Here is a 22,181-nt window from a genome sequence, read left to right as displayed (position 1 = left end):
CGGACGGCGCCGGGCGGGCCTGTCTCACGTACCGGTCAGGTGCTCCGGCCGGACCGGTACGCGGGCCAGGGCGAGACCGGTCGCCGCGCGGATGGCGGCGACGACGGCCGGGGTGGAGGACAGGGTCGGGGCCTCGCCGACGCCGCGCAGCCCGTACGGGGCGTGGTCGTCGGCGAGTTCGAGGACGTCGACCGGGATGGGCGGCGTGTCGAGGATGGTGGGGATCAGGTAGTCGGTGAAGGACGGGTTGCGCACCGTGGCCTTGTCGGAGACGAGGATCTCCTCCATGACGGCCAGGCCCAGGCCCTGGGTCGTGCCGCCCTGGATCTGGCCGACGACCGACAGCGGGTTGAGCGCCTTGCCGACGTCCTGGGCGCAGGCGAGTTCGACGACCTTGACCAGGCCGAGTTCGGTGTCGACCTCCACGACCGCGCGGTGCGCGGCGAAGGAGTACTGGACGTGCCCGCGGCCCTGGCCGGTGCGCAGGTCGAAGGGCTCGGTGGGGCGGTGCCGCCACTCCCGTTCGATGTCGATCGCCTCGTCGCCGAGGACCTCGGCGAGCTCCGCCAGCACCTCGCCGGCGTCGGTGACGACCTTGCCGCCCTCCAGGAGGAGTTCGGCGGTGGCCCAGGCGGGGTGATGGGTGCCGAGCCTGGCGCGGCCCATCTCCAGGACGCGTTCGCGCACCGCCTCGCAGGTGTGCTTCACCGCGCCGCCGGTGACGTACGTCTGCCGGGAGGCGGAGGTGGAACCGGCCGAACCGACCTGGGTGTCGGCGGGGTTGATGGTGACCTGGGTGACGCCGAGTTCGGTGCGGGCGATCTGGGCGTGGACGGTGACGCCGCCCTGGCCGACCTCGGCCATCGCGGTGTGGACGGTGGCCACCGGCTCGCCGGCGATCACCTCCAGGCGGACGCGGGCGGTGGAGTAGTCGTCGAAGCCCTCGGAGAAGCCGACGTTCTTGATGCCCACGGCGTAGCCGACACCGCGGACGACGCCCTCACCGTGGGTGGTGTTGGACAGCCCGCCGGGCAGCGCGCGGACGTCCACGGCGCCGCCGGCGCTCTCCCACTCCCGCTCGGGCGGCATCGGCATCGCCTTGACGCGGCGCAGCAGTTCGGCGACGGGCGCCGGGGAGTCGACGACCTGCCCGGTGGGCAGCGTGCCGCCCTGGGACATGGCGTTGAGCCGCCGGAACTCCACCGGGTCCATGTCGAGCGCGGCGGCGAGCTTGTCCATCTGCGCCTCGTAGGCGAAGCAGGCCTGGACCGCCCCGAAGCCGCGCATGGCGCCGCAGGGCGGGTTGTTGGTGTAGAGCGCGAGCGCCTCGATGTCGACGTCGTCGATGACGTACGGGCCGGCGCTGAGGGAGGAGGCGTTGCCGACGACCGCCGGGGAGGAGGAGGCGTAGGCGCCGCCGTCCAGCACGATGCGGCACCGCATGTGGGTGATCTTCCCGTCGCGGGTGGCGCCGTGCTCGTAGTGCAGCTTGGCGGGGTGCCGGTGGACGTGCCCGAAGAAGGACTCGAAGCGGTTGTAGACCATCTTGACGGGCCTGCCGGTGCGCAGCGCCAGCAGGCAGGCGTGGATCTGCATCGACAGGTCCTCGCGGCCGCCGAAGGCGCCGCCGACGCCGGAGAGCGTCATGCGGACCTTCTCCTCGGGCAGGCCCAGGACGGGGGCGATCTGGCGCAGGTCGGCGTGCAGCCACTGGGTGGCGATGTAGAGGTCGACGCCGCCGTCCTCGGCGGGGACGGCGAGGCCCGACTCGGGGCCGAGGAAGGCCTGGTCCTGCATGCCGACCTCGTAGTCGCCGGTGACGACCACGTCGGCCCGCCGGGCGGCCGCGTCGGCGTCGCCGCGGACGATCGGCTGGCGGTGCACGATGTTGGGGTGCGGGACGTGGCCGCTGTGGTGGTCGGTGCGGCCCTCGTGGAGCAGCGGCGCTTCCGGGGCGGTGGCGGTCGCCTCGTCGACGACGACGGGCAGTTCCCGGTACGTGACCCGGATCTTCGCGGCGGCACGGCGTGCGGTCTCCGGGTGGTCGGCGGCGACCAGCGCCACCGGTTCGCCGTGGTGGCGGACCCGGCCGTGGGCGAGGACGGGGGTGTCCTGGATCTCCAGCCCGTAGTGCCGCACGTCGGTCGGCAGGTCGTCGTAGGTGAGCACGGCGTGCACACCGGCCTGCGCCAGCGCCTGCGAGACGTCCAGGGAGACGATCTCGGCGTGGGCGTGCGGGCTGCGCAGCGTGTGGCCCCAGAGCATGTCCTCGTGCCACAGGTCGGAGGCGTAGGCGAACTCCCCGGTGGTCTTGAGGACGCCGTCGGGGCGCAGGGTGGACTCGCCGATGCCGCCGCGGGTCTCGCTGCCCTGGGTGGTGGGGGTGGGGGTGCGGGTCACGCCCATGGCGTCAGGCCTCCGTCCCCGTGCGGGCGGCCGCGAGGCGGACCGCGTCGAGGATCTTCTCGTAGCCGGTGCAGCGGCACAGGTTGCCGGAGAGCGCCTCGCGGATGTCGCCGTCGGTGGGCTGGGCGTTGCGCTCCAGCAGTTCGTCGGCGGCGACCAGCAGCCCGGGGGTGCAGAAGCCGCACTGGACGGCCCCTGCGTCGATGAAGGCCTGCTGGACCGGCGACAGCTGCGTGGCCGGGCCGGCGGGACGCGCCTGCCACTGCAGTGCGGCGCCCGGGTCGGTGCCGGGGCCCGCCCCGCCCGTGTCGCGCTCCTTGGCGAAGTCCGCCAGGCCCTCGACGGTCACGACCTCGCGGCCCTGCACCTGGCCGGCGGCGACCAGGCACGCGCACACCGGCACTCCGTCCAGCCGGACCGTGCAGGAGCCGCATTCGCCCTGCTCGCAGGCGTTCTTGGAGCCGGGCAGGCCCATGCGCTCGCGCAGGACGTACAGCAGGCTCTCGCCCTCCCACACGTCGTCGGCGTCCTGGCGCCGCCCGTTGACGGTGAAGGTCACGCGCATCGGGCGCTCCTCTCGTTGCCGCGGTACTCGTCCCAGGTCCAGCCGAGGGTGCGGCGGGCCATGACCTGCAGTGCGTGGCGACGGTAGGCGGCGCTGCCGCGTACGTCGTCGATGGGACTGGCGCAGGCCGCGACCAGCTCCGCGAACTGGCGGGCCACGGACGGCGGGACGGTCCCCGCGCTGTCCCACAGGCCCTCCTCCTCCAGCGCCGCGGTCAGGAACTGTTCGGCGGTGGTGGCGCGGACCGGCGTGGGCGCGGCCGAGCCGATGCCCGTGCGCACCGTGCGGGTGGCCGGGTGCAGGGCCAGGCCGAAGGCGCAGACCGCGATGACCATGGCGTTGCGGGTACCGACCTTGGAGAACTGCTGGGGGCCGTCGGCCTTGGCGATGTGCACGGCGCGGATCAGCTCGTCCGGGGCGAGGGCGTTGCGCTTCACCCCGGTGTAGAACTCCTCGACCGGGATGAGCCGGGTGCCGCGTACGGACACCGCCTCCACCTCGGCACCGGCGGCGAGCAGCGGAGGGTGCGCGTCCCCGGCCGGGGAGGCGGCGCCGAGGTTGCCGCCGACGCTGCCCCGGTTGCGGATCTGCGGCGAGCCCACGGTGCGGGCGGCGAGCGCGAGGCCGGGCAGTTCCCTGCCCAGGGCCTCGATGACGCGGGTGTAGGGGACCGCGGCGCCCAGCCGTACGGTCTCCTCCCCCACCTCCCACTCGTACAGGTCGCGGACGCAGGTGAGGTCCAGCAGGACATCGGGCCGGCGGTGGTCGAAGTTGATCTCGACCATCACGTCGGTGCCACCCGCGATGGGTACGGCCGTGGGGTGCTCCGCCTTGGCGGCGAGGGCCTCCTCCCAGGTCGCGGGACGCAGGAAGTCCATGAGCGCTCTCTTCTTCGTCGGGGGACGGGATGGCTTTTCATGTCCTGTTCACGCTGTGTGACCCAGTACACGTCCGGGCACCGTGCCGGGTGCAGTCACCGAACGCATGAAGCACTTCGCTGGTCGGTAAGCTGGTCTTGTAGATTCCTCCGAAAGACGCGGACCTGAAACCTGTCGGCATCGACACGGCAACACCGATGCAATCGAGTGGGCGCCACCCTGGTACCGCCTCAGAGACGGAAGCGTTCGAGACAAGGCGACGACGATGCGGCTGCGCGCACTGCTGGACACCGATGCCCTCGGCCTGCGGCTGCTCGGCGGTGAGGAGGAGCTGGACCGCACGGTCCGTGGCGTGATGACCACCGACCTGAAGGACCCCAGCCGCTACCTCTCCGGCGGCGAGCTGGTGCTGACCGGCCTGGCGTGGCGCCGCGCGCCGGACGACTCCGAGCGCTTCGTGCGGATCCTCGCCGCGGCCGGTGTCGCCGGTCTCGCGGCCGGCGAGGCCGAACTGGGCTCGGTCCCGGACGACCTGGTGCTGGCCTGCGCCCGGCACCGGCTGCCGCTGTTCGCGGTCGACGAGGACGTCGCCTTCGCCTCCATCACCGAGCACGTGGTGCGCCAGGTGTCCACCGAGCGGGCCGGGGACCTGGCCGCCGTGGTGGAACGGCACCGCCGGCTGATGACCTCCGGGCCCGAGGGCGGCGGGCCCGACGCCGTCCTGGACCTGCTCGGCAGCGACCTCGACCTGCGCGCCTGGGTGCTGTCCACGACCGGCCGCCAGATCGCCGGCTCCGACCACCCGCTGCCCGCCGGCGTACGGGCCGAACTCGCCGGCGAGCACCTGGCCGCCGCCCGGACGGACCGCCCCACGCCGCACCGCGCCTACACCGCGGGCCGCCACTACTCGCTCTTCCCCATCCGCAGCGGCGACCCGGCCGACGACATACGCGGCACCCTGCTCTCGGACTGGTTCCTGGCGGTCGACGCCGACACGGGCGACTGGCCGGCCGAACGCCTGGACCTGCTGGACGGCGTCACCCAGCTCATCGCCGTCGAGCGCGACCGGCGGGACGCCTCGCGCACCGTGCGCCGCCGCCTCGCCGCGGAGGTGATGGACCTGGTGCAGACCGGCGCGCCGCCGGGCGAGATCGCCGCGCGGCTGCGCGTGGCCGCGCCCGTACTGGTGCCGGGGCTCGGCACCGCGCCGCACTGGCAGGTCGTCGTCGCCCGCGTCGACTGGGCGGGTGGCGGGCCGGCCGCCGGTCCGGTCGCCCAGGCCCTGCTGGAGGAGGCCCTGGTCGACCCGGGCGCGGTGGGCCCCGACCCGGCCGACCGCATCGCCGTCGCCCACGCGGGCGAGGAGGCGATGGCCCTGGTCCCCCTGTCGTCGCTCGAGTCCGACGGCGCCGCCCCCGAACTGTCCGCCCAGGGGCTGCTCTCCGTTCTGCGCGGGCCCCTCACCCGGGGCCTCGACGGCGACGGACGGCTCACCATCGGCGTCAGCGCCACCGTCCACTCCGCCGACGGGCTGCGCGGCGCCCTGGAGGAGGCCCGCCACGCCCGCCGCGTCGCCGCGGCCCGCCCGGGCCGGGTCTGCGTCGCCGGCCACGAGGAGCTGGCCTCGCACGTCCTGCTGCTGCCCTTCGTCCCCGACGACGTCCGCCGTGCCTTCACCGCCCGGCTGCTCGACCCGCTGCGCGCCTACGACCGGCGGCACCGCGCGGAGCTCATCCCCACGCTCGAGGCCTTCCTCGAGTGCGACGGCTCCTGGACGCGCTGTGCGAACCGGCTGCATCTGCACGTCAACACTCTGCGCTACCGCATCGGCAGGATCGAGCAACTGACGGGGCGCGACCTGTCGCGTCTGGAGGACAAGCTCGACTTCTTCCTGGCCCTCCGGATGAGCTGACGGCGGCCTCCGGGGTGCGGTGAGGGCCGTGCGCCGCGGCGCCGGGCACCTCCCGGTCTCGCACCGGGGGTTCGGGATGGCGAGATCGAGCCAGGTGCAGCGCCCGACCTCGCCGTCCTCACCCCCGGTCGTGTCGTTGCGGTCCAGCGCCCGGCGGACCGCCACGTCGGTCGGGCACCGGGCGGCATCGGTCCTCCACTTGGCTGCGGGCGTCATGGGAGGAGTCCGCGTGCGCCGCGGTCGGTGCCACCGGCCCTCCCGGGCACAGCGCGGTGACAGCGGCACCGGCGGCGGCACGGGCATGGCTCGTCCGCACGATGCGTCCCTCCCGGACCTCATCGGACGTGCGCCCCTGCGGGGCCGGTGAACACCGTGCGCCCCACCGGATGCGGCGCGGATGCGCGGAAGTTGCGCCGCGGTTGCGGGCGAAGGGGGCGGAGCGGCGGGCAGGAAATCGATCACGCGGCGTCCGCCCTCTTGGCGTGGCACCCGGTGTCGTGCTGGACTTCGGCCCAACCGGCTCGATGACGCGCTTCGGGGAGGGCAAGTGGCGGACACCGCCATGTCGGACGCAGAGGTGGGACCGACGGGGCCGGGCGGCGGTGCGCCGCCCGACGTGTCGCGGCTGCGGGGCCGCGGGTGCTGGGCGGAGGCCGCACAGTTGCTCGCGCCCCATGCGGAGCGGTTGCCGGCGGCGGCGACACGGCGGGCGGCACTGCTGATCGAGCGCTGCATGTTCACCCTGGACGGCTGGGCGGAGGCCGAGGACGCCCTGCGCTCGGCGGAGGCCCTGGCCCGTACGGACGACGAGCGCGGCGAGGCCGCCTGCGAACGCGGCAACCTCGCGTATGTGGCGACGCTCTTCGGGATCCGCGACCGGGCCGACGAGGCGCGGGCCGCCCTGATGCGCAGCGCCGCGCTGCTGGCACCCGGTGCTGCGGGGCGGCCGCTGCTGGACTTCCGGCGCGGCCTGATCGCGGAGAACCTGGGCGACGACCCGGACGCGGCGAAGGCGGCGTACCGCCGGGCGCACGCGGGGGCGGTGGCCCACGACGACGTGCTGCTGACCTCGTACACCTGGCGGCACCTGGCCGGGCTGGCGGCCCGCGACGGCGACCTCGCCGAAGCGCGCCACGGCTTCACCGAGTCGCTGCGGATCCGTGTGGAGCTCGGCCACGCCGTCGGGGTCGCGCCGGCCCTGACCGCGCTGGCCGGGGTGGAGCCGGACCCCGAGGCGCGGCGGCTGCGCGCCGAGGCGGCGCGGCTGTTCCGGATGCTGGGCGGGGTGCCCGTGTGGCTGGCCGGGGAGCTGGACGTGGACGCCGGCTGAGCGTCACGCCCCGGAGAAGTGCGCGCGCACCAGTGACTCGACGGTGGTCAGGTCACCGGAGACCAGCGCCTCCAGCAGCGCCGCGTGCTGCGTGGCGTCGGCGATCAACCGGGCGCTGATGCCGCGCACGGGGGCGGCCCCGGGGCGGGCGTGGCCGTGGTCCTCGGTGACCGGCCACTGCGACCTGCGGTGCAGCTCGTCGGCGACGGCGACGAGCTGCCGATTGCCGGAGAGCTCCAGCAGGGCGCGGTGGAAGGCGCGGTCCGCCTCGGCGTAGGCGGCGCGGTCGCCCAGGGCCGCGGCGGCCACCGTGGCCTCGGCGAGCGGGCGCAGCTGCTCCCAGCGGGACGCGGGGAGCGTGCGGGCCAGCCGCAGCACGACGGGGACCTCCAGGAGCGCGCGCACCTCGGCGAGGTCGGCGAGGTCCCGGCTGCTGCGCTCGGCGACCCGGAAGCCCTTGTTCGGCATGGCCTCCACCGCGCCCTCGCGGGCCAGCAGCTGCATCGCCTCGCGCACCGGGGTGGCGGAGACCCCGAAGCGCTCGGCGAGCGCGGGCGCGGAGTACACGGCCCCCGGGCGCAGCTCGCCGGTGAGCAGGGCGCCGCGCAGGGCACGCAGGACCTGGTCCCGCACGGTGTGCCGCTCGGGCAGCCGGCGCGGCCGGGGGAGCCCTCCGGCGCGGTCCGGGACGGCCTCGGTGCCGGGCTCGGCGTGCGGGTGGGCACCCCGGACACGTTCGTCGTGGCCGGGCTGCAGCCCGGGGGCCGCCGCGGCGGGCGCCGCGGGGCGCCGCACGGCGCGGGGGGCGTACTCCACAGGGGCTCCTTAGGACAGTCGTGTGCGCTGGCGCACTCCCATGGGGAACGTGCGCCGCCGTCTATTGCAACACGCTCCGCGACCGGCTTCGAGCCCCCTGGGCGACGGCTCTCCCCGGCAAGATCGTCCGGGGCCTGCCACATCTCATGTGGATCTTTCGCCCATGTCATCCGATGACCCGTCAGGTCACAGGTTTCAACTCGATCAACTGAACCAAACCCGCTCCCCAGTTCGAGTATTCTGACGATCTCGTCCCACGCCACCCCTCCGTTGGCGTTCTCTTGCCCTGAAACCGCATCGCGCGCCCAAGGCGTTCGCCAGGATGGCGCGCGGACGCCGTCTCGCGCCCCGAGCGCGACGGTACTGCGACGCAAGGAATCGCTCGATGAGACTTACGGACACAACGCTGGACTGGGCGCTCCCGTGCGCCGTAGGTCTGGCGGTCCTCGCCGCCGCGGCGGTGTTCCTGCGCAACCGCAAGGCCCGCAAGGAGGAGACGGGTCAGGCCGATTCCTGGGAGCGCTCGGAGGAGCGGCGCCGCAAGAAGGAAGCCCTGTACGGCACGGCCTCCTACGTCCTGCTGTTCGGGTGCGCCTCGGTCGCAGCGGCGCTGTCCTTCCACGGCCTGGTCGGCTTCGGCCAGCAGAACCTCGGCCTCTCCGGCGGCTGGGAGTACCTGGTGCCCTTCGGGCTCGACGGCGCGGCCATGTTCTGCTCGGTGCTCGCCGTGCGGGAGGCGAGCCACGGTGACGCGGCGCTGGGCTCGCGCCTGCTGGTGTGGCTGTTCGCGGGTGCGGCGGCCTGGTTCAACTGGGTGCACGCGCCCCGCGGCGGCGGCCACGCCGGCGCCCCGGAGTTCTTCGCGGGCATGTCGCTCTCCGCGGCCGTGCTCTTCGACCGCGCCCTCAAGCAGACCCGCCGGGCCGCCCTGCGCGAGCAGGGGCTGATCCCGCGGCCGCTGCCGCAGATCCGCATGGTCCGCTGGCTGCGCGCGCCCCGCGAGACGTACGGCGCCTGGTCGCTGATGCTGCTCGAGAACGTCCGCACCCTGGACGAAGCCGTCGAGGAGGTCCGCGACGACCGCGCCCGCAAGGAGCAGGAGGCCCTGCGCCGCCGCGAGCACGAGCGTCTGGAGCGCGCCCGCATCAAGGCGATCAACCGGCAGCACCGGATCTGGAACCGCGGCGGCAGCAAGTACGAACTGCCCTCCTCGGCCGCGGCGGGTGCCCAGGCCGGCGCGGAGCCTGCCATAGAACCGGAGAAGGCCGAACTTCCCTCGCGCTCCCGGCCCGCCCTCTCGCCCGTCCGTGAGGAGGTCGCCAGTGCGACGATCGACCTCACCGCCGAGGACGACACCATGGCGCTCCCCAAGCTGGACTCGCTGGAGCGCAAGCTCGCCGACCTGGAGCGCCAGTACGGCTGATCCCACACATCTGTGACGTCTCATCAGTTCGCTGCCCCGGCCCGGACCTCCGGCCGGGGCAGCGGCGCGTCCGGGGGCATCGGCGCGGCCGGCTGCCGGTCAGCAGGCCCCGGCGTCGAGTTCGAACCAGACGATCTTCCCGGTGCCGTCCCCGTCGGGGCGCACCCCCCAGGCGTCGGCGAGCGACTGGACGAGCAGCAGTCCGCGGCCGGAGGTGCGACGGTCGGAGGGGGCGCGCAAGCGCGGGTGACGGGTCGTGAAGTCACGGACCTCGACGCGCAGGCGGTGGTCGGCCCCGGGCAGCAGCGTCACGGTGAGGACGGCGCCGCGGTCGGTGTGGCGGAGGGCGTTCGTGACGAGTTCGGTGGTGAGGAGTTCGGCGGTGTCGGCGAGGGCGGGCACGCCCCAGCTCCGTAACGCCTCACGCAGCAGCCTGCGGACGTCGGCGACGGCCGGCAGGTCGGCGTGCTGGACAGGCCGGTGCAGCCGGCGCGCCTCGACGGGCCCCCCGGCCTCCCTGCCGCCCGGCTGGACAGGCTGACGCTCCATCGGCTCCGCTCCGGCCGCTGACGCCCTTTCGGGTTCGAACATCTACGCGCAATGCATGCCCCGCCGTGACCACGTCCAGTCATGGTCCGAGGACGGAGCGCTCCTGTATCCACTGTATGCATTGCATGCAATGCATACAGTGGATACAGTGGTGGGGTGCAGCAGACGGACGCCGCGCGCACGCGGCTGCGGGAACTGATCCTGGACGGGGTGTACGCGCCCGGCCAGCGCCTGACCGAGCTCGAGGCCGCGGCGGTGCTGGCCATGAGCCGTACGCCGGTGCGGGAGGCGTTCCGGGCGCTGGTCGCCGACGGGCTGGTGCGCTCGGCGGGGCGCGGGGTGAGCGTGGTCGACATGGGGCCGGAGGCGCTGCGTCAGGCGTATCAGGTGCGGGGCGCGCTGGAAGGCCTGACGGCGGAGCTGGCCGCGGAGCGGCAGCGGCGCGGGGAGATAGCGCCCGCCGAACTGACCGCGCTGGAGCGGCTCGCGGCGGACGCGGAGGAGGCCACGGCCGCGGGCCGGCTGGTCGAGGCCGTCCGGTACAACCGGCGCTTCCACGCCCGGATCGCCGCCCTGTCGGCGAACCCGGTGGCCGCCGGGTCGCTGGAGCGGCTGTGGGACCAGATCCAGGTCTCCACACGACGGTCGCTGGCCGCACCGCAGCGCCCCGGTCAGGTCGCCGCGCAGCACCGCCGGCTGCTCGCCGCGATCGCCGCCGGCCACGCCGGGGAGGCCCACGCGGCCGCCCGTGAGCACGTCATGGACACCTGTGCCGCCTACGAGCGGGACGGGGCGGAGGAGGAGCGTTAGCCGTGCCCGACATCAGCAAGCGCCACACGTACACCACCGAGGTCGTCTGGACGGGGAACCGGGGCGCGGGCACCGGCACGTACCGCGGGTACGGCCGGGAGCACGAGATCGCCGCGCCCGGTCTGCCCGTACCGCCGATACCCGGCAGCTCCGACCCCGCCTTCCGCGGCGACCCGGCGCGCTGGAACCCCGAACAGCTGCTGCTGGCCGCGCTGTCGCAGTGCCACATGCTGTCGTACCTGCACGTGTGCACCGTCGCCGGAGTGGTGGTCACCTCCTACACCGACCGGGCGGAGGGCACGATGGAGGAGACCGCCGACGGCGGCGGCCACTTCACGCGGGCCCTGCTGCGGCCCCGGGTGGAAGTGGCCTCCGCCGCCATGGTGGACGCCGCCGTCACACTGCACGCGGACGCCCACCGGCTGTGCTTCATCGCCAACTCCGTGGCCTTCCCCGTGGACCACGAGGCGGAGGTGACGGTCACGGCGGGCGGCTGACCGCCCGCCGCCCCGTCCGGCGCCCGGGTCGGCCCAGTCAGCGCAGTCCGCGCAGGACGTTGCCCTCGGTGGTGAGGTAGTGGGAGCGGTAGTCGAAGCGGCGCGCCCGGGCGAACAGCAGGTAGTAGTACTTGGCGTTCTCGCTGAACCAGTAGGCCGGGGTCAGGTCGCCCAGCTTCATGGGGCGGGCGGTCACGTCACGTACCACGGTGTACCCGTTGGCCACCCTGCAGTACTGCCTCTGCCGCCGGAACATCTCGGCGGCCCGATGCCGGTAGAGCTCCTTGCCGGTGGCGAGCCACAGGAAGAGGCAGGAGTCCACGTACTCCGGACGCAGCGGGTAGGAGGCGTCCAGGGCGCTCATGCCGTGGTAGTCGAGGCTCTCGGGCGGCAGGCGGAAGGAGCGCAGGGTGGCGGCCCAGCTGTCGTGGTAGGCCTCGCCCTCCGCGACGCGGCCGCTCTGGGCGAGCAGTCCGGCGTAGAAGGCGGTCAGTTCGGACTGCGCGTGCCCGGTGCCGGCGCCCGTGCGCATGTCGGCCTGGCGGAACCAGAGCCGTCCCGAGCGGCGCTCGGTCAGGTGCTCGAGGACGGCAGCGGTGAGGGTGGTGTACCAGGTGCGCAGTTCCTCGTCGCGGTACAGCTCCCAGCCGTCCCAGAGGTACTCGTAGAAGGAGTCGACGGGCGGGTCGAGGGTGGCGGTGGTGCCGGTCCACGCGCCGGTCTCGACGTTCATGCCGGTGCCGAGCAGGTTCAGCCGTGAGCGGCGGTCGTAGACGGCGCGCAGGGCCTTCTTCGCGGCGTCGTAGTACTTCCGGTCGCCGGTGAGCCGGGACAGCTCGCCGAACTCGGTGATGCAGGTGCCGATCTCGGCGAGGTAGTTCTCCTTGCCGGAGACCGCACCGGTGGCCAGGTTCACATAGCGGTAGGGGGCCCCGGTGGGCGACCGGGTGAAGGCGGGCAGCAACCGGTCCGCGAGTTCCCGGGCCCGGTCGAGCAGGACCGGTTCCTTGGTGGCCAGGTGCCCCGAGAGCAGTCCGCCCACCAGGCGGATGATCGTCTCGAAGACCTGCACGGGGGCGTCCTGGCCGAGCGCGAGGTCGTCGCGCACCCACTGGACGCCGGCGTCCAGCTCCTCGTCCAGCTCCATCAGGTAGAGGGTGTCCAGCGCCTCGACGATCGTCAGGCCGAGGGTGCTGCCCGGGATGAAGAAGTCCGAGCCGGCGCCGGCGAGCGGCCGCAACTCGTCGCGTCCCCATGCGAGTCTGCGGTAGGCGTCCCAGGCGCTGCGGAACTCGGTGACGGACGCGCGGGCGAGCGCCGCGTACGGGTCGGTAGCGGCCGCCGCCGTCCCGGGCAGGGGCACGGAGGGGACGGCGGCGAGGGGGGCGAGCCGTGCGGCGGCACCGAGCAGTCTGCGCCGGGAGAGCCCGCCGGGACGCGCGATTTTTCTCATGCCCCGAAAACCCCGTCCGCCTTCCGGGCGTTACGGGACACCACCGCATTGACGGGGAATCCATCCGGTGAGCCGACCCGAGGAGCTGAGATGCACGACGACCGTCTGCTGGTCGAGGGCCGTCTGACCAGGGCCATGAACCAGTTCGTGCGGCCCGCCCGCTACGCCGACCGGGTGCCGCTGGGCATGTCGGTGTGGCATGTGGAGGACGGGACAGGAGGGCCCGTGCCGGTCGGTGAGGCGCTGAAGGCCTCGTCGGACGGGGCGTTCGAACCGTTCTCCGTGGGCACGCCCTGGGGGCCGCCGTGGTCGACCAGCTGGTTCCGGCTGGAGGGCACGGTGCCGGCGGCCTGGGCGGGCCGCCGGGTCGAGGCCGTGATCGACCCGGGGTTCGGGAACGACGGCCCGGGCTTCGTGGCAGAGGGGATGGTGTACGACGCCGAGGGGGTGCCGATCAAGGGCGTCCACCCGCTCAACCGCCATGTCCCGGTGGCCGCTCCGGCCGCCGGGGGCGAACGGGTGAGCCTGCTGCTGGAGGCCGCGGCCAACCCCGCCGTGCTCCGCGACTGGCGTCCGACCCCGCTCGGCGACGTGCTGACCGCGGGGTCCGAGCCGCTCTACCGCTTCGACACCGCCGAACTGGCCGTCCTGGACGAGGACGTCTGGCACCTCGTCCTGGACGTCGAGGTCCTCGAGGGACTGATGCACGAGCTGGACTTCCACGATCCGCGCCGCCACGAGATCCTGCGCTCGCTGGAGGACGCCCTGGACGCGCTCGACCTGCACGACGTGCACGGCACCGCCGCGGACGCCCGGCACGAACTGGCCGGGGCGCTGTCCCGGCCCGCGCACGCCAGCGCGCACCGCGTCTCGGCGACCGGCCACGCCCACATCGACTCGGCGTGGCTGTGGCCGCTGCGGGAGACCGTCCGCAAGGCCTCCCGCACCTTCGCCAACGTCACCGCGCTCGCCCGCGACTACCCCGAGCTGGTCTTCTCCTGCTCGCAGGCCCAGCAGTACGCCTGGGTGAAGGAGCACCAGCCGGTGGTGTGGCAGCGCATCCAGCAGGCCGTCGGGAACGGCAACTGGGCGCCCGTCGGCTCCATGTGGGTCGAGTCCGACGCCAACATGCCCGGCGGCGAGGCGCTGGCTCGGCAGCTCGTGCACGGCAAGCGCTTCTTCCTGGACGAACTGGGCGTGGAGACCGAGGAGATCTGGCTGCCGGACACCTTCGGCTACACCGCCGCCTTCCCGCAGCTCGCGAAGCTCGCGGGGGTCCGCTGGTTCCTCACCCAGAAGCTGTCCTGGAACCAGTCCAACAAGATGCCGCACCACACCTTCTGGTGGGAGGGCATCGACGGCACGCGCGTCTTCACCCACTTCCCGCCCGTCGACACCTACAACTCGCAGCTCGCGGGCCGCGAACTGGCCCACGCGGTGCGCAACTTCGCCGAGAAGGGGCGCGCCACCCGCTCCCTGGTGCCGTTCGGCTGGGGCGACGGCGGCGGCGGCCCCACCCGGGAGATGCTGGAGAAGGCGCGCCGGCTGCGTTCCCTGGAGGGGGCGCCCCGGGTCGAGATCGAGAAGCCCGCCGCCTTCTTCACGGCGGCCGAGGCCGAGTACGGCGACCTGGCCCCGGTGTGGTCCGGGGAGCTCTACCTGGAGCTGCACCGCGCGACGTACACCACGCAGGCCAGGACCAAGCAGGGCAACCGGCGCAGCGAGCACCTGCTGCGCGAGGCCGAGTTGTGGTGCACGGCGGCCGCGCTGGGCGCCCCGTCCTCGTACGCCTACCCGTACGAGGAGCTGGACCGGATCTGGAAGACGGTGCTGCTGCACCAGTTCCACGACATCCTGCCGGGCAGCTCCATCGCCTGGGTGCACCGCGAGGCGCGCGACACCTACGCGGCGGTGCGGCAGGAGCTGGAGGACCTGATCGCGGGGGCGGTGCGGGCGCTGGGCGGCGACGGGTCCCAGGGCTCCCCCGCCCTGCTCAACGCCTCGCCGTACGCGCGGGAGGAGGTCGTCGAGCTGGACGCCGCGGCGGTGGCCGCCCTGCCGGAGGGCAGCGGGGCGCAGCCCCTGGCGGACGGCGGGGCGGTGGTGGCCGCGAGCGTCCCGGCGCTGGGTACGGCGGCCGCCCTGGACCGCGCGGGCGCCGCTGCCGCGGACCCGGTGCGCGCGGTGCGGGAGGGCGGGCTGCTCGTGCTCGGCAACGGCCTGCTGCGGGTCGCCGTCGACGCGGACGGGCTGCTGGCCTCCGTCCGCGACCTGACCGCCGGCCGGGAGGTGCTGGCGCCGGGGGCGCGCGGCAACCTGCTGCAGCTGCACCCCGACCACCCCACCAAGTGGGACGCCTGGGACATCGACCGCCACTACCGGCGCAAGCACACCGACCTGACGTCGGCGGAGTCCGTCGAGCTCGTCGAGGAGGGCCCGCTGCGGGCCGCCGTCCGGGTCGTACGGGTCTTCGGCGGCAGCCGGGTCGTCCAGGAGCTGCGGCTGACCGCCGGCAGCCGCCGGCTGGACGTGCTCACCGAGGCCGACTGGCACGAGTCGGAGAAGGTGCTGAAGGCGTCCTTCCCGCTCGACGTGCTCGCCGAGCGCTCCACCGCCGAGATCCAGTTCGGGCACGTGCACCGCCCCACCCACGCCAACACCGGCTGGGACGCGGCCCGGTTCGAGATCTGCGCCCACCGCTGGCTGCACGTCGGCGAGCCCGGCTACGGGGTGGCGCTGCTCAACGACTCCACCTACGGCCACGACGCGGGCCGTTCCGGCACCGACACCACTGTCCGGCTCACCCTGCTGCGCGCCCCGCACAGCCCCGATCCGCACACCGACCAGGGCACGCACCGCTTCACCTACGCCCTGCTGCCCGGAGCGGCGGTGGGCGACGCGGTCGCGGCGGGGCTCGCGCTCAACCTGCCGCTGCGGCGGGCGGATTCACTGCCGCCGCTGCAGCCGCTGCTGCGGGTCGGTCACCCCGGCATCACCGTGGAGTCGGTCAAGCTCGCCGACGACCGCTCCGGCGACGTGGTGGTGCGCCTGTACGAGTCGCGGGGCGACCGCGCCTCGGGTGCGCTCACCACGGGCTTCCCGCTCGCGCGCGCCCGGGTCACCGACCTGCTGGAGCGGCCGCTGGAGGACGCCGAACGCGAGGGCGACGCGGTCGCCGTCGCGCTCCGCCCGTTCCAGATCCTGACGCTGCGGCTCACTCCGGGGCCGCGTCAGGCGTCCCAGACGGCGACCGCCGTACGGTCGTCCGTGTAGCCCTTGACCCGGGTCTGGGTGTCGCCGAGGAAGGCCGGCAGGCCGGGGGGCTCGGCGGCACCCCACCGCTGTGTCAGGCGGGCGACGAGGGCGGGCTCGCCGCGCAGCGGCCCGGCCAGTCCGCCACTGCACAGCAGCAGGGTGTCGCCGGAACGGGCCACGGAGGCGCGGAAGCGGAAGCGTACGGCCGGGCTGTCCTCGGTCTCGGCACGCTCGTCGGGCCGCCAGGGGTCGAGGTCCTGCCACTCCCCGCCGCGGATGCGGTAGAGCCCGCCGTCGCCGACGCCGAAGAAGAGGCGGATGCGGCAGTCGGGGTCGGCGGGCAGCAGCAGGCAGCGGAGGGTGGCGCTGTACTCGGCCGGGTCCAGGCCCAGGTCCTCGCCGCGGGCGCGCAGCCGTCCGTAGCAGCGGTCGGTGAGCCGGTGCAGGCCGGACTTCAGGGAGCCCCGGCGGGAGGCGCGGATGTCCTCGCCGAGCCGGGCCTGGCTGCGGCCCACCGCCGCCGCCATCCAGGTGCAGGCGTCGCGGGCCGCGCGGTGGGCGGTGTCCGAGGTACGCGGGCCGGTGGCGGCGGCGATCAGCAGCAGGGCGTCGTCGCCGCTGCCGAAGCGGGCGGTCAGGACCGCGTCGCGGCGCGGCTCGCCCCGGTAGCGCGCGGAGTCGCCGCGCACCGAGGCCGTACGGATCGTCAGCAGGCCGTAGCGGGCGCCGTCGAGCTCCGTGTCCGGGACGAGGTCGTCGAGGTCGTCCGGATCGGCCGCCGGCCAGGCGGTCGGCTCGGGGTCGTACGTGGGCGGGCCGTCGCCGACGTACGGCACCTGCGCGAGGGTGGGCTCCGGCAGGCCGGCCGGGGCGGTGGGTGCCGGGGGCGCCGCGGACCGCGCGGGATCCGGGGCGGGTTCGGCGGGGGCCCAGCCCGGGGGCAGTCCGGGCGGCTCCGGGGCCGGTTCGGGCAGCGCCTGGGGGTGGGGCGGGCCCTGGTACTGCCAGGGGCGCGGGGCGGCGGTGGCCGGGGGCGCGGCGGGGCGGCGCAGTCGCAGGGTGTCGGGCGGGCCGGCGTCGTCCGCGGCGCCGCCGCCGGTGTCTCCTGCCGCACCGCTGCCGGGGGCCGTGCCCGCATCGGTGCCCACGTACCAGGTGTCACCGGGCGCGGCCGGCGCGGCCGTGTCCTGCGGGGCGGTCCGCCACGGCGCCGTGCCGCCGCCGTCCGGTTCCTCCCCGTCCGCCTCCTCGCCGTCCGATTCCTCGCCGAGCGCGGAGAGCGCCGAGCTGTAGCGGTCGTCGAGCGTGTCGTCGGGCTCCCGGCCCGCGGGGTCGGGCTGCCCGTACAACTGCCGCCACCACTCGTCCTCTTGGCGGCGGTCCGTCTCCCCCTGCTGGCTCATGCCCCTATTGTCCACCGGCGGGCCCGCGGCGAAACAGGGTTCGGACACGCGAATGGTCCGACGGGCGGCCGGCTCCCTCCTCGGGCCGCACGTCGGACGATCCAGTAGGGACACCTTGCCAGGACAGGGGTTCGAGCAGGGATGATGGCGGGCGGCGGGATTACGCCATGGCTCATTTCCGCCATGCCCGCGTGTTGCGTTCCTCGGATCCGGAAGGGGTGCCCGTGCTCGGTGCCATAGGGCTGGACGATGCCCAGGAGGCGGCGTACCGCGCCCTCGTGGGGCTGGGAGCCGCCGAGGTCGTCGACCTCTCGCACCGGCTCGGCATGCCCGAGGACGAGGCGGCCAGGATACTGCGCCTGCTGGAGCGGCAGGGGCTGGTCGCACAATCCTCCGCCCGGCCCGGCCGCTGGGTGGCCGCCCCGCCCACGGTGGCGCTCGGCGCCCTGCTCACCCAGCAGCGGCACCATCTGGAACAGGCCGAGCTCACGGCCGCCGTGCTGGCACAGGAGTACCGGGGCGAGGCCGCGGAGCCGTCGGCGCACGACCTGGTGGAGGTGGTGACCGGGGCGAGCGCGGTGGCACACCGCTTCAACCAGCTCCAATTGGGCGCGGAGAAGGAGGTCTGCGCCCTGGTGACGGGCACCCCGATGGTGGTGTCGGGGATGGAGAACACCGCCGAGGAACGCGCCGTGGAACGCGGGGTGACCTTCCGCGTGGTCATCGAGCGCGAGGTCATCAGCGGTCCCAACGGCATCGCAGAACTGACGGCGGCGCTCGGCCGCGAGGAGCAGGTGCGGGTGGTGGACCGGGTCCCCACCAAGCTGGTGCTGGCCGACCGTTCGCTGGCGATGGTGCCCATGGCCCGGGACGCGGCCGGCCCGGCGGCGCTGGTCGTCCACGGCAGCGGGCTGCTGGACTCGCTGATGGCCCTCTTCGAGAACGTCTGGCGCGAGGCCCTGCCGATCCGCCTGGACACCGGCGGCGCCCTGCGGGAGGAGTCCCCGGACGCGCCCGACGCCGTCGACCTGCAGATCCTGTCGCTGCTGCTGGCCGGGCTCACCGACGCCAGCGTCGCCAAGCAGCTCGAACTGGGGCTGCGGACGGTGCAGCGCCGGGTGAAGCGGCTGATGGAACTCGCCGAGGTGTCGACCCGGCTGCAGCTGGGCTGGCACGCGTACGAGCGGGGCTGGGTGGAGCGCACCCCCGGCTGAGGCGCGGGGACTTGGGGCGCGCCGACGAGGCCGGAAAACCAGGGGGCGCCGGGGCCCGGCTTCGGGCACGCTGGGCCCATGGGGACCGGACAGCTGTGCCTGATCGGTGCCGTCATGCTGTCCGGACTGTGGGGCGTGCTCGTACCGGGCGCGCCGGGCCCGCTGATGTGCTGGGCCGCGGTCCTGTGGTGGGCGACCCATCTGCACACCACGGTGTCCTGGGGCGTCCTGGCGGCGGCCACCGGTGTGCTGCTGCTCAACCAGGCCGTCCAACTGCTGCTGCCCACCCGGTCGGTGCGGGACGCGGGGGTCCCCCGGCGGGCCTTCCTCGTCGCCGGGCTGTGGGCCGTCGCGGGCTTCTTCCTGCTGCCGGTGGTGGGGGCGCCGGCCGGTTTCACGCTGTCCCTCTACGGCGGCGAGCGGATGCGGCTCGGCAGCCACGGCGCAGCCTGGTCCTCCACCCGTACGGCCATGCGGGCCGCAGGAACGGCGCTGCTGGTCGAGCTCTTCGCGTGCCTGCTGGTCGCCGGGGCGTGGCTGGGGGCCGTCGTCACCTCGTAGGTCCCACGGTGCCCGCCGGTGCCCGGCCGCGCGCAAGCAGCGGGTGGGCGGCGGCCGTTCGGGCCGCTCCGTCGCCGTTCTCCGGCGGAATTGTCAGGGCTCCGTAACAGCCGGATCCCCCGGTGCCCCTCCCCCGTCCTCCCGTGTGCAGGTACGGGACACCGGACACGAGGAGCGGGGCGGACATGGGGTGGAGCGGGATGCGCGGGACGAACGGCCGGGTGCTGGCGGCGGCACTGGGCGTGGCGGGGGTGGCCGCGCTGGCGTCGGTGTGGACCGCCCAGGCCGGTACCCCCGACGGGCCGCAGGCGGCGGTACGTCCGGCGAAGCCCTCCGCCTCCGCCAAGCCCCGGCCCATACCCGGGCAGACCTCCGTGCCGGACGCCGAACTGCCCGTCCCCGTGGTGAACATGGACATCGCCCACGCCTCCGACAAGGGCGCCCGGGGTGTCAACATCACCATCGACGACGGGCCCGACCCGCAGTGGACCCCGCAGATCCTCCAGGTGCTGCAGGACAACGGCGTGAAGGCGACCTTCTGCATGGTGGGCCCGCAGGCCCGGGCCCACCCCGACCTGGTCAAGGCGGTGGTGGCCGCCGGGCACCGGCTGTGCGACCACTCCGTCACGCACGACACGACGATGAACGGCAAGCCGCGCGCGTACCAGGCGAAGGAGATCCTGGACGCCGAGCGCATGATCACCCAGGCCTCGGGGGGCGTCAGGCCGCTGTACTACCGGGCTCCGGGCGGCGCGTTCACCCCGTACAGCCGCCAGCTGGCGGCCTCCCGCGGCATGCGCCCGCTGGGCTGGAACGTCGACTCCGAGGACTTCAAGCAGCCGGGCACCGCCGCGCTGGTGTCCACCGTCAAGAACGAGATCTCCAACGGGCCGACGCTGCTGTTCCACGACGCGGGCGGGGACCGCGGCCAGACCGTCGAGGCGCTGCGGGAGATCCTGCCCTGGCTGAAGCAGCAGGGCCGCACCTTCGGCTTCCCGGTGCGCTGACCGCCGGGCGGGCGGCCGGGAACAGGCGAGAGAGCGCTCTCAGAAACGGCCCGCGAGCTGCGGGGAGAGCGCTCTCTCCGCGCTTCCTGGAGGGACTACGCTGTTCCCGTCCCGAGAGGAGCACCCCTTGTCCGACCAGATCTCCGGAGCGCGCCCGACGCTCGAAGCCGTCGCCGAACGGGCCGGGGTCTCCCGGGCCACCGCCTCCCGGGTCGTGAACGGCGGGACCGGCGTGCGCGAGGCACTGGTGGACAAGGTCCGCAAGGCCGTCGAGGAGCTGGGCTACGTGCCCAACCAGGCCGCCCGCTCGCTGGTCACCCGGCGCACCGGGGCGGTCGCCGTCATCGTCGCGGAGCCGGAGAGCCGGGTCTTCGCGGACCCCTTCTTCGCACAGCAGCTGCTCGGCATCAGCCGTGAGCTGGCGGTGCACGACTCGCAGCTCGTCCTGCTGCTGGTGGAGGGCACGGCCGACTACGACCGGGTGGGGCGCTACCTGGCCGGCGGGCACGTGGACGGCGCGCTGGTCTTCTCGCTGCACGCCGAGGACCCGCTGCCCGGCATCATCCGCCGGATCGCGCTGCCCACCGTCTTCGGCGGGCGCCCCGGCTGGCCGGGGGCGGAGGGGGACCGCAGCGTGCTCTACGTGGACTCGGACAACCGCGGCGGCGCCCGCGAGGCGGTGCGCCACCTGGTCTCGCTGGGGCGGGAACGCATCGCGACCGTCACCGGGCCGCTGGACCAGACCGCGTCGGTGGACCGGCTCGACGGCTACCACGACATCCTGATGGACGCCGACCCGCGGCTGATCGTGGAGGGTGACTTCTCCGAGGCGGGCGGGGCGCGTGCCATGGCCGTGCTGCTGGACCGGGCGCCGGACGTCGACGCCGTCTTCGTCGCCTCCGACCTGATGGCCTGCGGTGCGGTGCGGGTGCTGCGCGAGCGGGGCCGGCGGGTGCCGGAGGACGTCGCGGTGGTCGGCTTCGACGACATGGTCTCGGTGGCGGAGCTGGCCGACCCCCCGCTGACGACGGTCCGTCAGGAGATCGAGGAGATGGGCCGGTTGATGGTCAGGCTGCTCGTCCGGGGCCTGGAGCGGCGGACGGAGGAGGACAGCGGCGGCCGTCCGCTGTCCTCGCTCGTCACCCCGACCCGGCTGGTGCGGCGCGCCAGCGCCTGACCGGCCGGGCCTCAGAGTGTGCTGTGCTCCTTGACCACACGGCGGGCCTGGGCGAAGAGCATGCCCACGTTGACCGAACGGCGGCAGACGACCACGGCGACGACGTCCTCGTTCAGGTTGTTCCGCATGAACAGGTGGGTCAGGTTGTCGCTGTTGACGAGGATCTCCTGGAAGTAGTGCGCGTCACTGGTGACCCCGCGACGCTCCTTGAAGACGTCCTCGATCATCACCACCGTGCGCCCCTGGAAGAGGTCGAGGGTCGCCGCGGCGAGCAGGTCCAGGACCTCCGGCGGATGGCTGTCGACGGTGTCGACGGACAGCAGCATGCCGGTCGACATGTCGACCACACCGGCGGCGAGACAGTCGGGGACCTCCTGGCGCAGGTTCTTCACCAGGGCCATGACCTGGTCGGACAGGTTGCCGTGCGGGCGTTTTCCGGTGGTGCTCACAGCACTCCTTCTGCGGTCTTCACTGAGGCTTGGGTCGTCATCCGAGGACTCCCTCGGGGTCGTGCGCGGACGCCGGCGCGGGCACGGCGCCCGGTCCGGGACCGGGTGCCGGCAGGATCGCGCCGATGCGCTCGACGGCGGACCTGGCCTCGACGTGGAGCTGGGGGACGTTCATGCCCTCGTCGCCCACGACGACCAGGAGCGCGGTCTCGCCGACCGCGTAGACGGCGGTGTAGCCGCCGCTGCTGCAGGTCACGGTCCTGCGGAGCGGGCCGCGCAGGGCCGCCATGGCGATCCGCCGGGCGAGCCCGAGGCTGGCGGCGGCCAGCGCGGCGAGCCCGTTGGGGTCGATGGCGTCCTCGGTGTCGGCGGCGATCAGCAGGCCGTCGACGGCCGCCACGGCCGTGTCGGTGACGCCGACCACCTGGTCCCGCAAAGCGCGCATCTCGGCGACCAGGGCGTCATGATTCATGCAC

Annotated in this window: 19 protein-coding genes; 10 read left to right on the top strand and 9 right to left on the bottom strand. The window is 74.2% G+C overall.

Annotation, left to right across the window (positions count from 1 at the left end):
• Window positions 1-24 precede the first annotated feature (24 nt).
• Genes pucD through ACFV3E_RS11350 form a run of 3 tightly spaced genes read right to left on the bottom strand, consistent with a single transcriptional unit; the run spans window position 25 to window position 3,849 of the window.
• Window positions 25-2,406, bottom strand: coding sequence for a xanthine dehydrogenase subunit D (pucD, locus tag ACFV3E_RS11360; RefSeq protein WP_500534442.1), 2,382 nt, complete (start codon window positions 2,404-2,406; stop codon window positions 25-27).
• Window positions 2,407-2,410: 4 nt separating this feature from the next.
• Window positions 2,411-2,971 carry a (2Fe-2S)-binding protein gene (locus tag ACFV3E_RS11355; RefSeq protein ID WP_500534441.1) on the bottom strand — a complete coding sequence of 187 codons (561 nt, stop codon included), beginning with the start codon at window positions 2,969-2,971 and terminating at the stop codon, window positions 2,411-2,413.
• Window positions 2,962-3,849: an FAD binding domain-containing protein gene (locus ACFV3E_RS11350; protein ID WP_500534440.1), complete on the bottom strand. Its 888-nt coding sequence runs from the start codon at window positions 3,847-3,849 to the stop codon at window positions 2,962-2,964. Before ACFV3E_RS11350 ends, ACFV3E_RS11355 begins: the two co-directional genes overlap by 10 nt.
• Before the next feature lie 265 nt (window positions 3,850-4,114).
• Between ACFV3E_RS11350 and ACFV3E_RS11345 the strand changes: the two genes are divergently transcribed.
• Window positions 4,115-5,761: a PucR family transcriptional regulator gene (locus ACFV3E_RS11345; protein ID WP_500534439.1), complete on the top strand. Its 1,647-nt coding sequence runs from the start codon at window positions 4,115-4,117 to the stop codon at window positions 5,759-5,761.
• 562 nt (window positions 5,762-6,323) lie between these two features.
• On the top strand, window positions 6,324-7,091 hold the full coding sequence (locus tag ACFV3E_RS11340; protein WP_500534457.1) for a hypothetical protein: 768 nt from the start codon (window positions 6,324-6,326) through the stop codon (window positions 7,089-7,091).
• A gap of 3 nt (window positions 7,092-7,094) precedes the next feature.
• On the opposite strand, the gene ACFV3E_RS11335 is transcribed toward ACFV3E_RS11340, so the two are convergent.
• Window positions 7,095-7,907: a GntR family transcriptional regulator gene (locus ACFV3E_RS11335; RefSeq protein ID WP_500534438.1), complete on the bottom strand. Its 813-nt coding sequence runs from the start codon at window positions 7,905-7,907 to the stop codon at window positions 7,095-7,097.
• A 385-nt stretch (window positions 7,908-8,292) separates the two neighbouring features.
• On the opposite strand from ACFV3E_RS11335, the gene ACFV3E_RS11330 reads away from it, so the two are divergent.
• Window positions 8,293-9,330 (top strand): DUF2637 domain-containing protein, encoded by a 1,038-nt coding sequence (locus tag ACFV3E_RS11330; RefSeq protein ID WP_500534437.1) that lies wholly within the window; start codon window positions 8,293-8,295, stop codon window positions 9,328-9,330.
• A gap of 99 nt (window positions 9,331-9,429) precedes the next feature.
• On the opposite strand, the gene ACFV3E_RS11325 is transcribed toward ACFV3E_RS11330, so the two are convergent.
• The gene (locus ACFV3E_RS11325; protein WP_500365323.1) at window positions 9,430-9,879 is read right to left on the bottom strand and encodes an ATP-binding protein; all 450 of its coding nucleotides are present in this window, start codon (window positions 9,877-9,879) and stop codon (window positions 9,430-9,432) included.
• A 156-nt stretch (window positions 9,880-10,035) separates the two neighbouring features.
• Here ACFV3E_RS11325 and ACFV3E_RS11320 point away from each other — a divergent pair, with 156 nt between their 5' ends.
• Together ACFV3E_RS11320 and ACFV3E_RS11315 are read left to right on the top strand one after the other, a co-directional pair.
• A complete protein-coding gene (locus ACFV3E_RS11320) occupies window positions 10,036-10,689 on the top strand; it encodes a GntR family transcriptional regulator (RefSeq protein ID WP_500534436.1) in 654 nt (217 codons plus the stop codon).
• A 2-nt stretch (window positions 10,690-10,691) separates the two neighbouring features.
• A complete protein-coding gene (locus ACFV3E_RS11315; RefSeq protein WP_500534435.1) occupies window positions 10,692-11,186 on the top strand; it encodes an OsmC family protein in 495 nt (164 codons plus the stop codon).
• 37 nt (window positions 11,187-11,223) lie between these two features.
• On the opposite strand, the gene ACFV3E_RS11310 is transcribed toward ACFV3E_RS11315, so the two are convergent.
• Complete coding sequence (locus ACFV3E_RS11310) at window positions 11,224-12,639, bottom strand: glycoside hydrolase family 47 protein (RefSeq protein WP_500534434.1); 1,416 nt, start codon at window positions 12,637-12,639, stop codon at window positions 11,224-11,226.
• 90 nt (window positions 12,640-12,729) lie between these two features.
• Here ACFV3E_RS11310 and ACFV3E_RS11305 point away from each other — a divergent pair, with 90 nt between their 5' ends.
• Window positions 12,730-15,912 (top strand): alpha-mannosidase, encoded by a 3,183-nt coding sequence (locus tag ACFV3E_RS11305; RefSeq protein WP_500534433.1) that lies wholly within the window; start codon window positions 12,730-12,732, stop codon window positions 15,910-15,912.
• Here the strand turns inward: ACFV3E_RS11305 and ACFV3E_RS11300 are convergent.
• Window positions 15,870-17,297 carry a protein phosphatase 2C domain-containing protein gene (locus tag ACFV3E_RS11300; RefSeq protein ID WP_500534432.1) on the bottom strand — a complete coding sequence of 476 codons (1,428 nt, stop codon included), beginning with the start codon at window positions 17,295-17,297 and terminating at the stop codon, window positions 15,870-15,872. The genes ACFV3E_RS11305 and ACFV3E_RS11300 overlap by 43 nt on opposite strands.
• Before the next feature lie 224 nt (window positions 17,298-17,521).
• Between ACFV3E_RS11300 and ACFV3E_RS11295 the strand changes: the two genes are divergently transcribed.
• The 4 genes from ACFV3E_RS11295 to ACFV3E_RS11280 all read left to right on the top strand — a co-directional run bounded on the left by ACFV3E_RS11295 (window position 17,522) and on the right by ACFV3E_RS11280 (window position 21,256).
• Window positions 17,522-18,511: a helix-turn-helix domain-containing protein gene (locus tag ACFV3E_RS11295; RefSeq protein ID WP_500534431.1), complete on the top strand. Its 990-nt coding sequence runs from the start codon at window positions 17,522-17,524 to the stop codon at window positions 18,509-18,511.
• 78 nt (window positions 18,512-18,589) lie between these two features.
• Window positions 18,590-19,072, top strand: a complete 483-nt coding sequence (locus ACFV3E_RS11290; RefSeq protein WP_499514684.1) for a DUF456 domain-containing protein — start codon at window positions 18,590-18,592, stop codon at window positions 19,070-19,072.
• A 185-nt stretch (window positions 19,073-19,257) separates the two neighbouring features.
• The gene (locus ACFV3E_RS11285) at window positions 19,258-20,079 is read left to right on the top strand and encodes a polysaccharide deacetylase family protein (RefSeq protein WP_500534430.1); all 822 of its coding nucleotides are present in this window, start codon (window positions 19,258-19,260) and stop codon (window positions 20,077-20,079) included.
• 127 nt (window positions 20,080-20,206) lie between these two features.
• On the top strand, window positions 20,207-21,256 hold the full coding sequence (locus ACFV3E_RS11280) for a LacI family DNA-binding transcriptional regulator (RefSeq protein WP_500534429.1): 1,050 nt from the start codon (window positions 20,207-20,209) through the stop codon (window positions 21,254-21,256).
• A gap of 11 nt (window positions 21,257-21,267) precedes the next feature.
• Here the strand turns inward: ACFV3E_RS11280 and ACFV3E_RS11275 are convergent, their stop codons facing one another.
• Both ACFV3E_RS11275 and ACFV3E_RS11270 read right to left on the bottom strand, forming a co-directional pair.
• A complete protein-coding gene (locus ACFV3E_RS11275) occupies window positions 21,268-21,657 on the bottom strand; it encodes a hypothetical protein (protein ID WP_500372619.1) in 390 nt (129 codons plus the stop codon).
• Window positions 21,658-21,742: 85 nt separating this feature from the next.
• Window positions 21,743-22,177 (bottom strand): roadblock/LC7 domain-containing protein, encoded by a 435-nt coding sequence (locus ACFV3E_RS11270; protein ID WP_500534428.1) that lies wholly within the window; start codon window positions 22,175-22,177, stop codon window positions 21,743-21,745.
• Window positions 22,178-22,181 lie beyond the last annotated feature (4 nt).

Source organism: Streptomyces sp. NPDC059718 (assembly GCF_042733315.1).
Lineage (GTDB): Bacteria > Actinomycetota > Actinomycetes > Streptomycetales > Streptomycetaceae > Actinacidiphila.
This window is presented reverse-complemented; position numbering and strand designations above follow the sequence as displayed.

Bases quoted from the DNA above. Each gene is read 5' to 3' on its own strand.
- ACFV3E_RS11350 (WP_500534440.1), bottom strand. From the start codon at position 3,849: ATGGACTTCCTGCGTCCCGCGACCTGGGAGGAGGCCCTCGCCGCCAAG.
- ACFV3E_RS11345 (WP_500534439.1), top strand. From the start codon at position 4,115: ATGCGGCTGCGCGCACTGCTGGACACCGATGCCCTCGGCCTGCGGCTG.
- ACFV3E_RS11290 (WP_499514684.1), top strand. From the start codon at position 18,590: ATGGGGACCGGACAGCTGTGCCTGATCGGTGCCGTCATGCTGTCCGGA.
- ACFV3E_RS11270 (WP_500534428.1), bottom strand. From the start codon at position 22,177: ATGAATCATGACGCCCTGGTCGCCGAGATGCGCGCTTTGCGGGACCAG.
- ACFV3E_RS11325 (WP_500365323.1), bottom strand. From the start codon at position 9,879: ATGGAGCGTCAGCCTGTCCAGCCGGGCGGCAGGGAGGCCGGGGGGCCC.
- ACFV3E_RS11285 (WP_500534430.1), top strand. From the start codon at position 19,258: ATGGGGTGGAGCGGGATGCGCGGGACGAACGGCCGGGTGCTGGCGGCG.
- ACFV3E_RS11310 (WP_500534434.1), bottom strand. From the start codon at position 12,639: ATGAGAAAAATCGCGCGTCCCGGCGGGCTCTCCCGGCGCAGACTGCTC.
- pucD (WP_500534442.1), bottom strand. From the start codon at position 2,406: ATGGGCGTGACCCGCACCCCCACCCCCACCACCCAGGGCAGCGAGACC.
- ACFV3E_RS11275 (WP_500372619.1), bottom strand. From the start codon at position 21,657: ATGGCCCTGGTGAAGAACCTGCGCCAGGAGGTCCCCGACTGTCTCGCC.
- ACFV3E_RS11340 (WP_500534457.1), top strand. From the start codon at position 6,324: ATGTCGGACGCAGAGGTGGGACCGACGGGGCCGGGCGGCGGTGCGCCG.
- ACFV3E_RS11330 (WP_500534437.1), top strand. From the start codon at position 8,293: ATGAGACTTACGGACACAACGCTGGACTGGGCGCTCCCGTGCGCCGTA.
- ACFV3E_RS11305 (WP_500534433.1), top strand. From the start codon at position 12,730: ATGCACGACGACCGTCTGCTGGTCGAGGGCCGTCTGACCAGGGCCATG.
- ACFV3E_RS11355 (WP_500534441.1), bottom strand. From the start codon at position 2,971: ATGCGCGTGACCTTCACCGTCAACGGGCGGCGCCAGGACGCCGACGAC.
- ACFV3E_RS11300 (WP_500534432.1), bottom strand. From the start codon at position 17,297: ATGAGCCAGCAGGGGGAGACGGACCGCCGCCAAGAGGACGAGTGGTGG.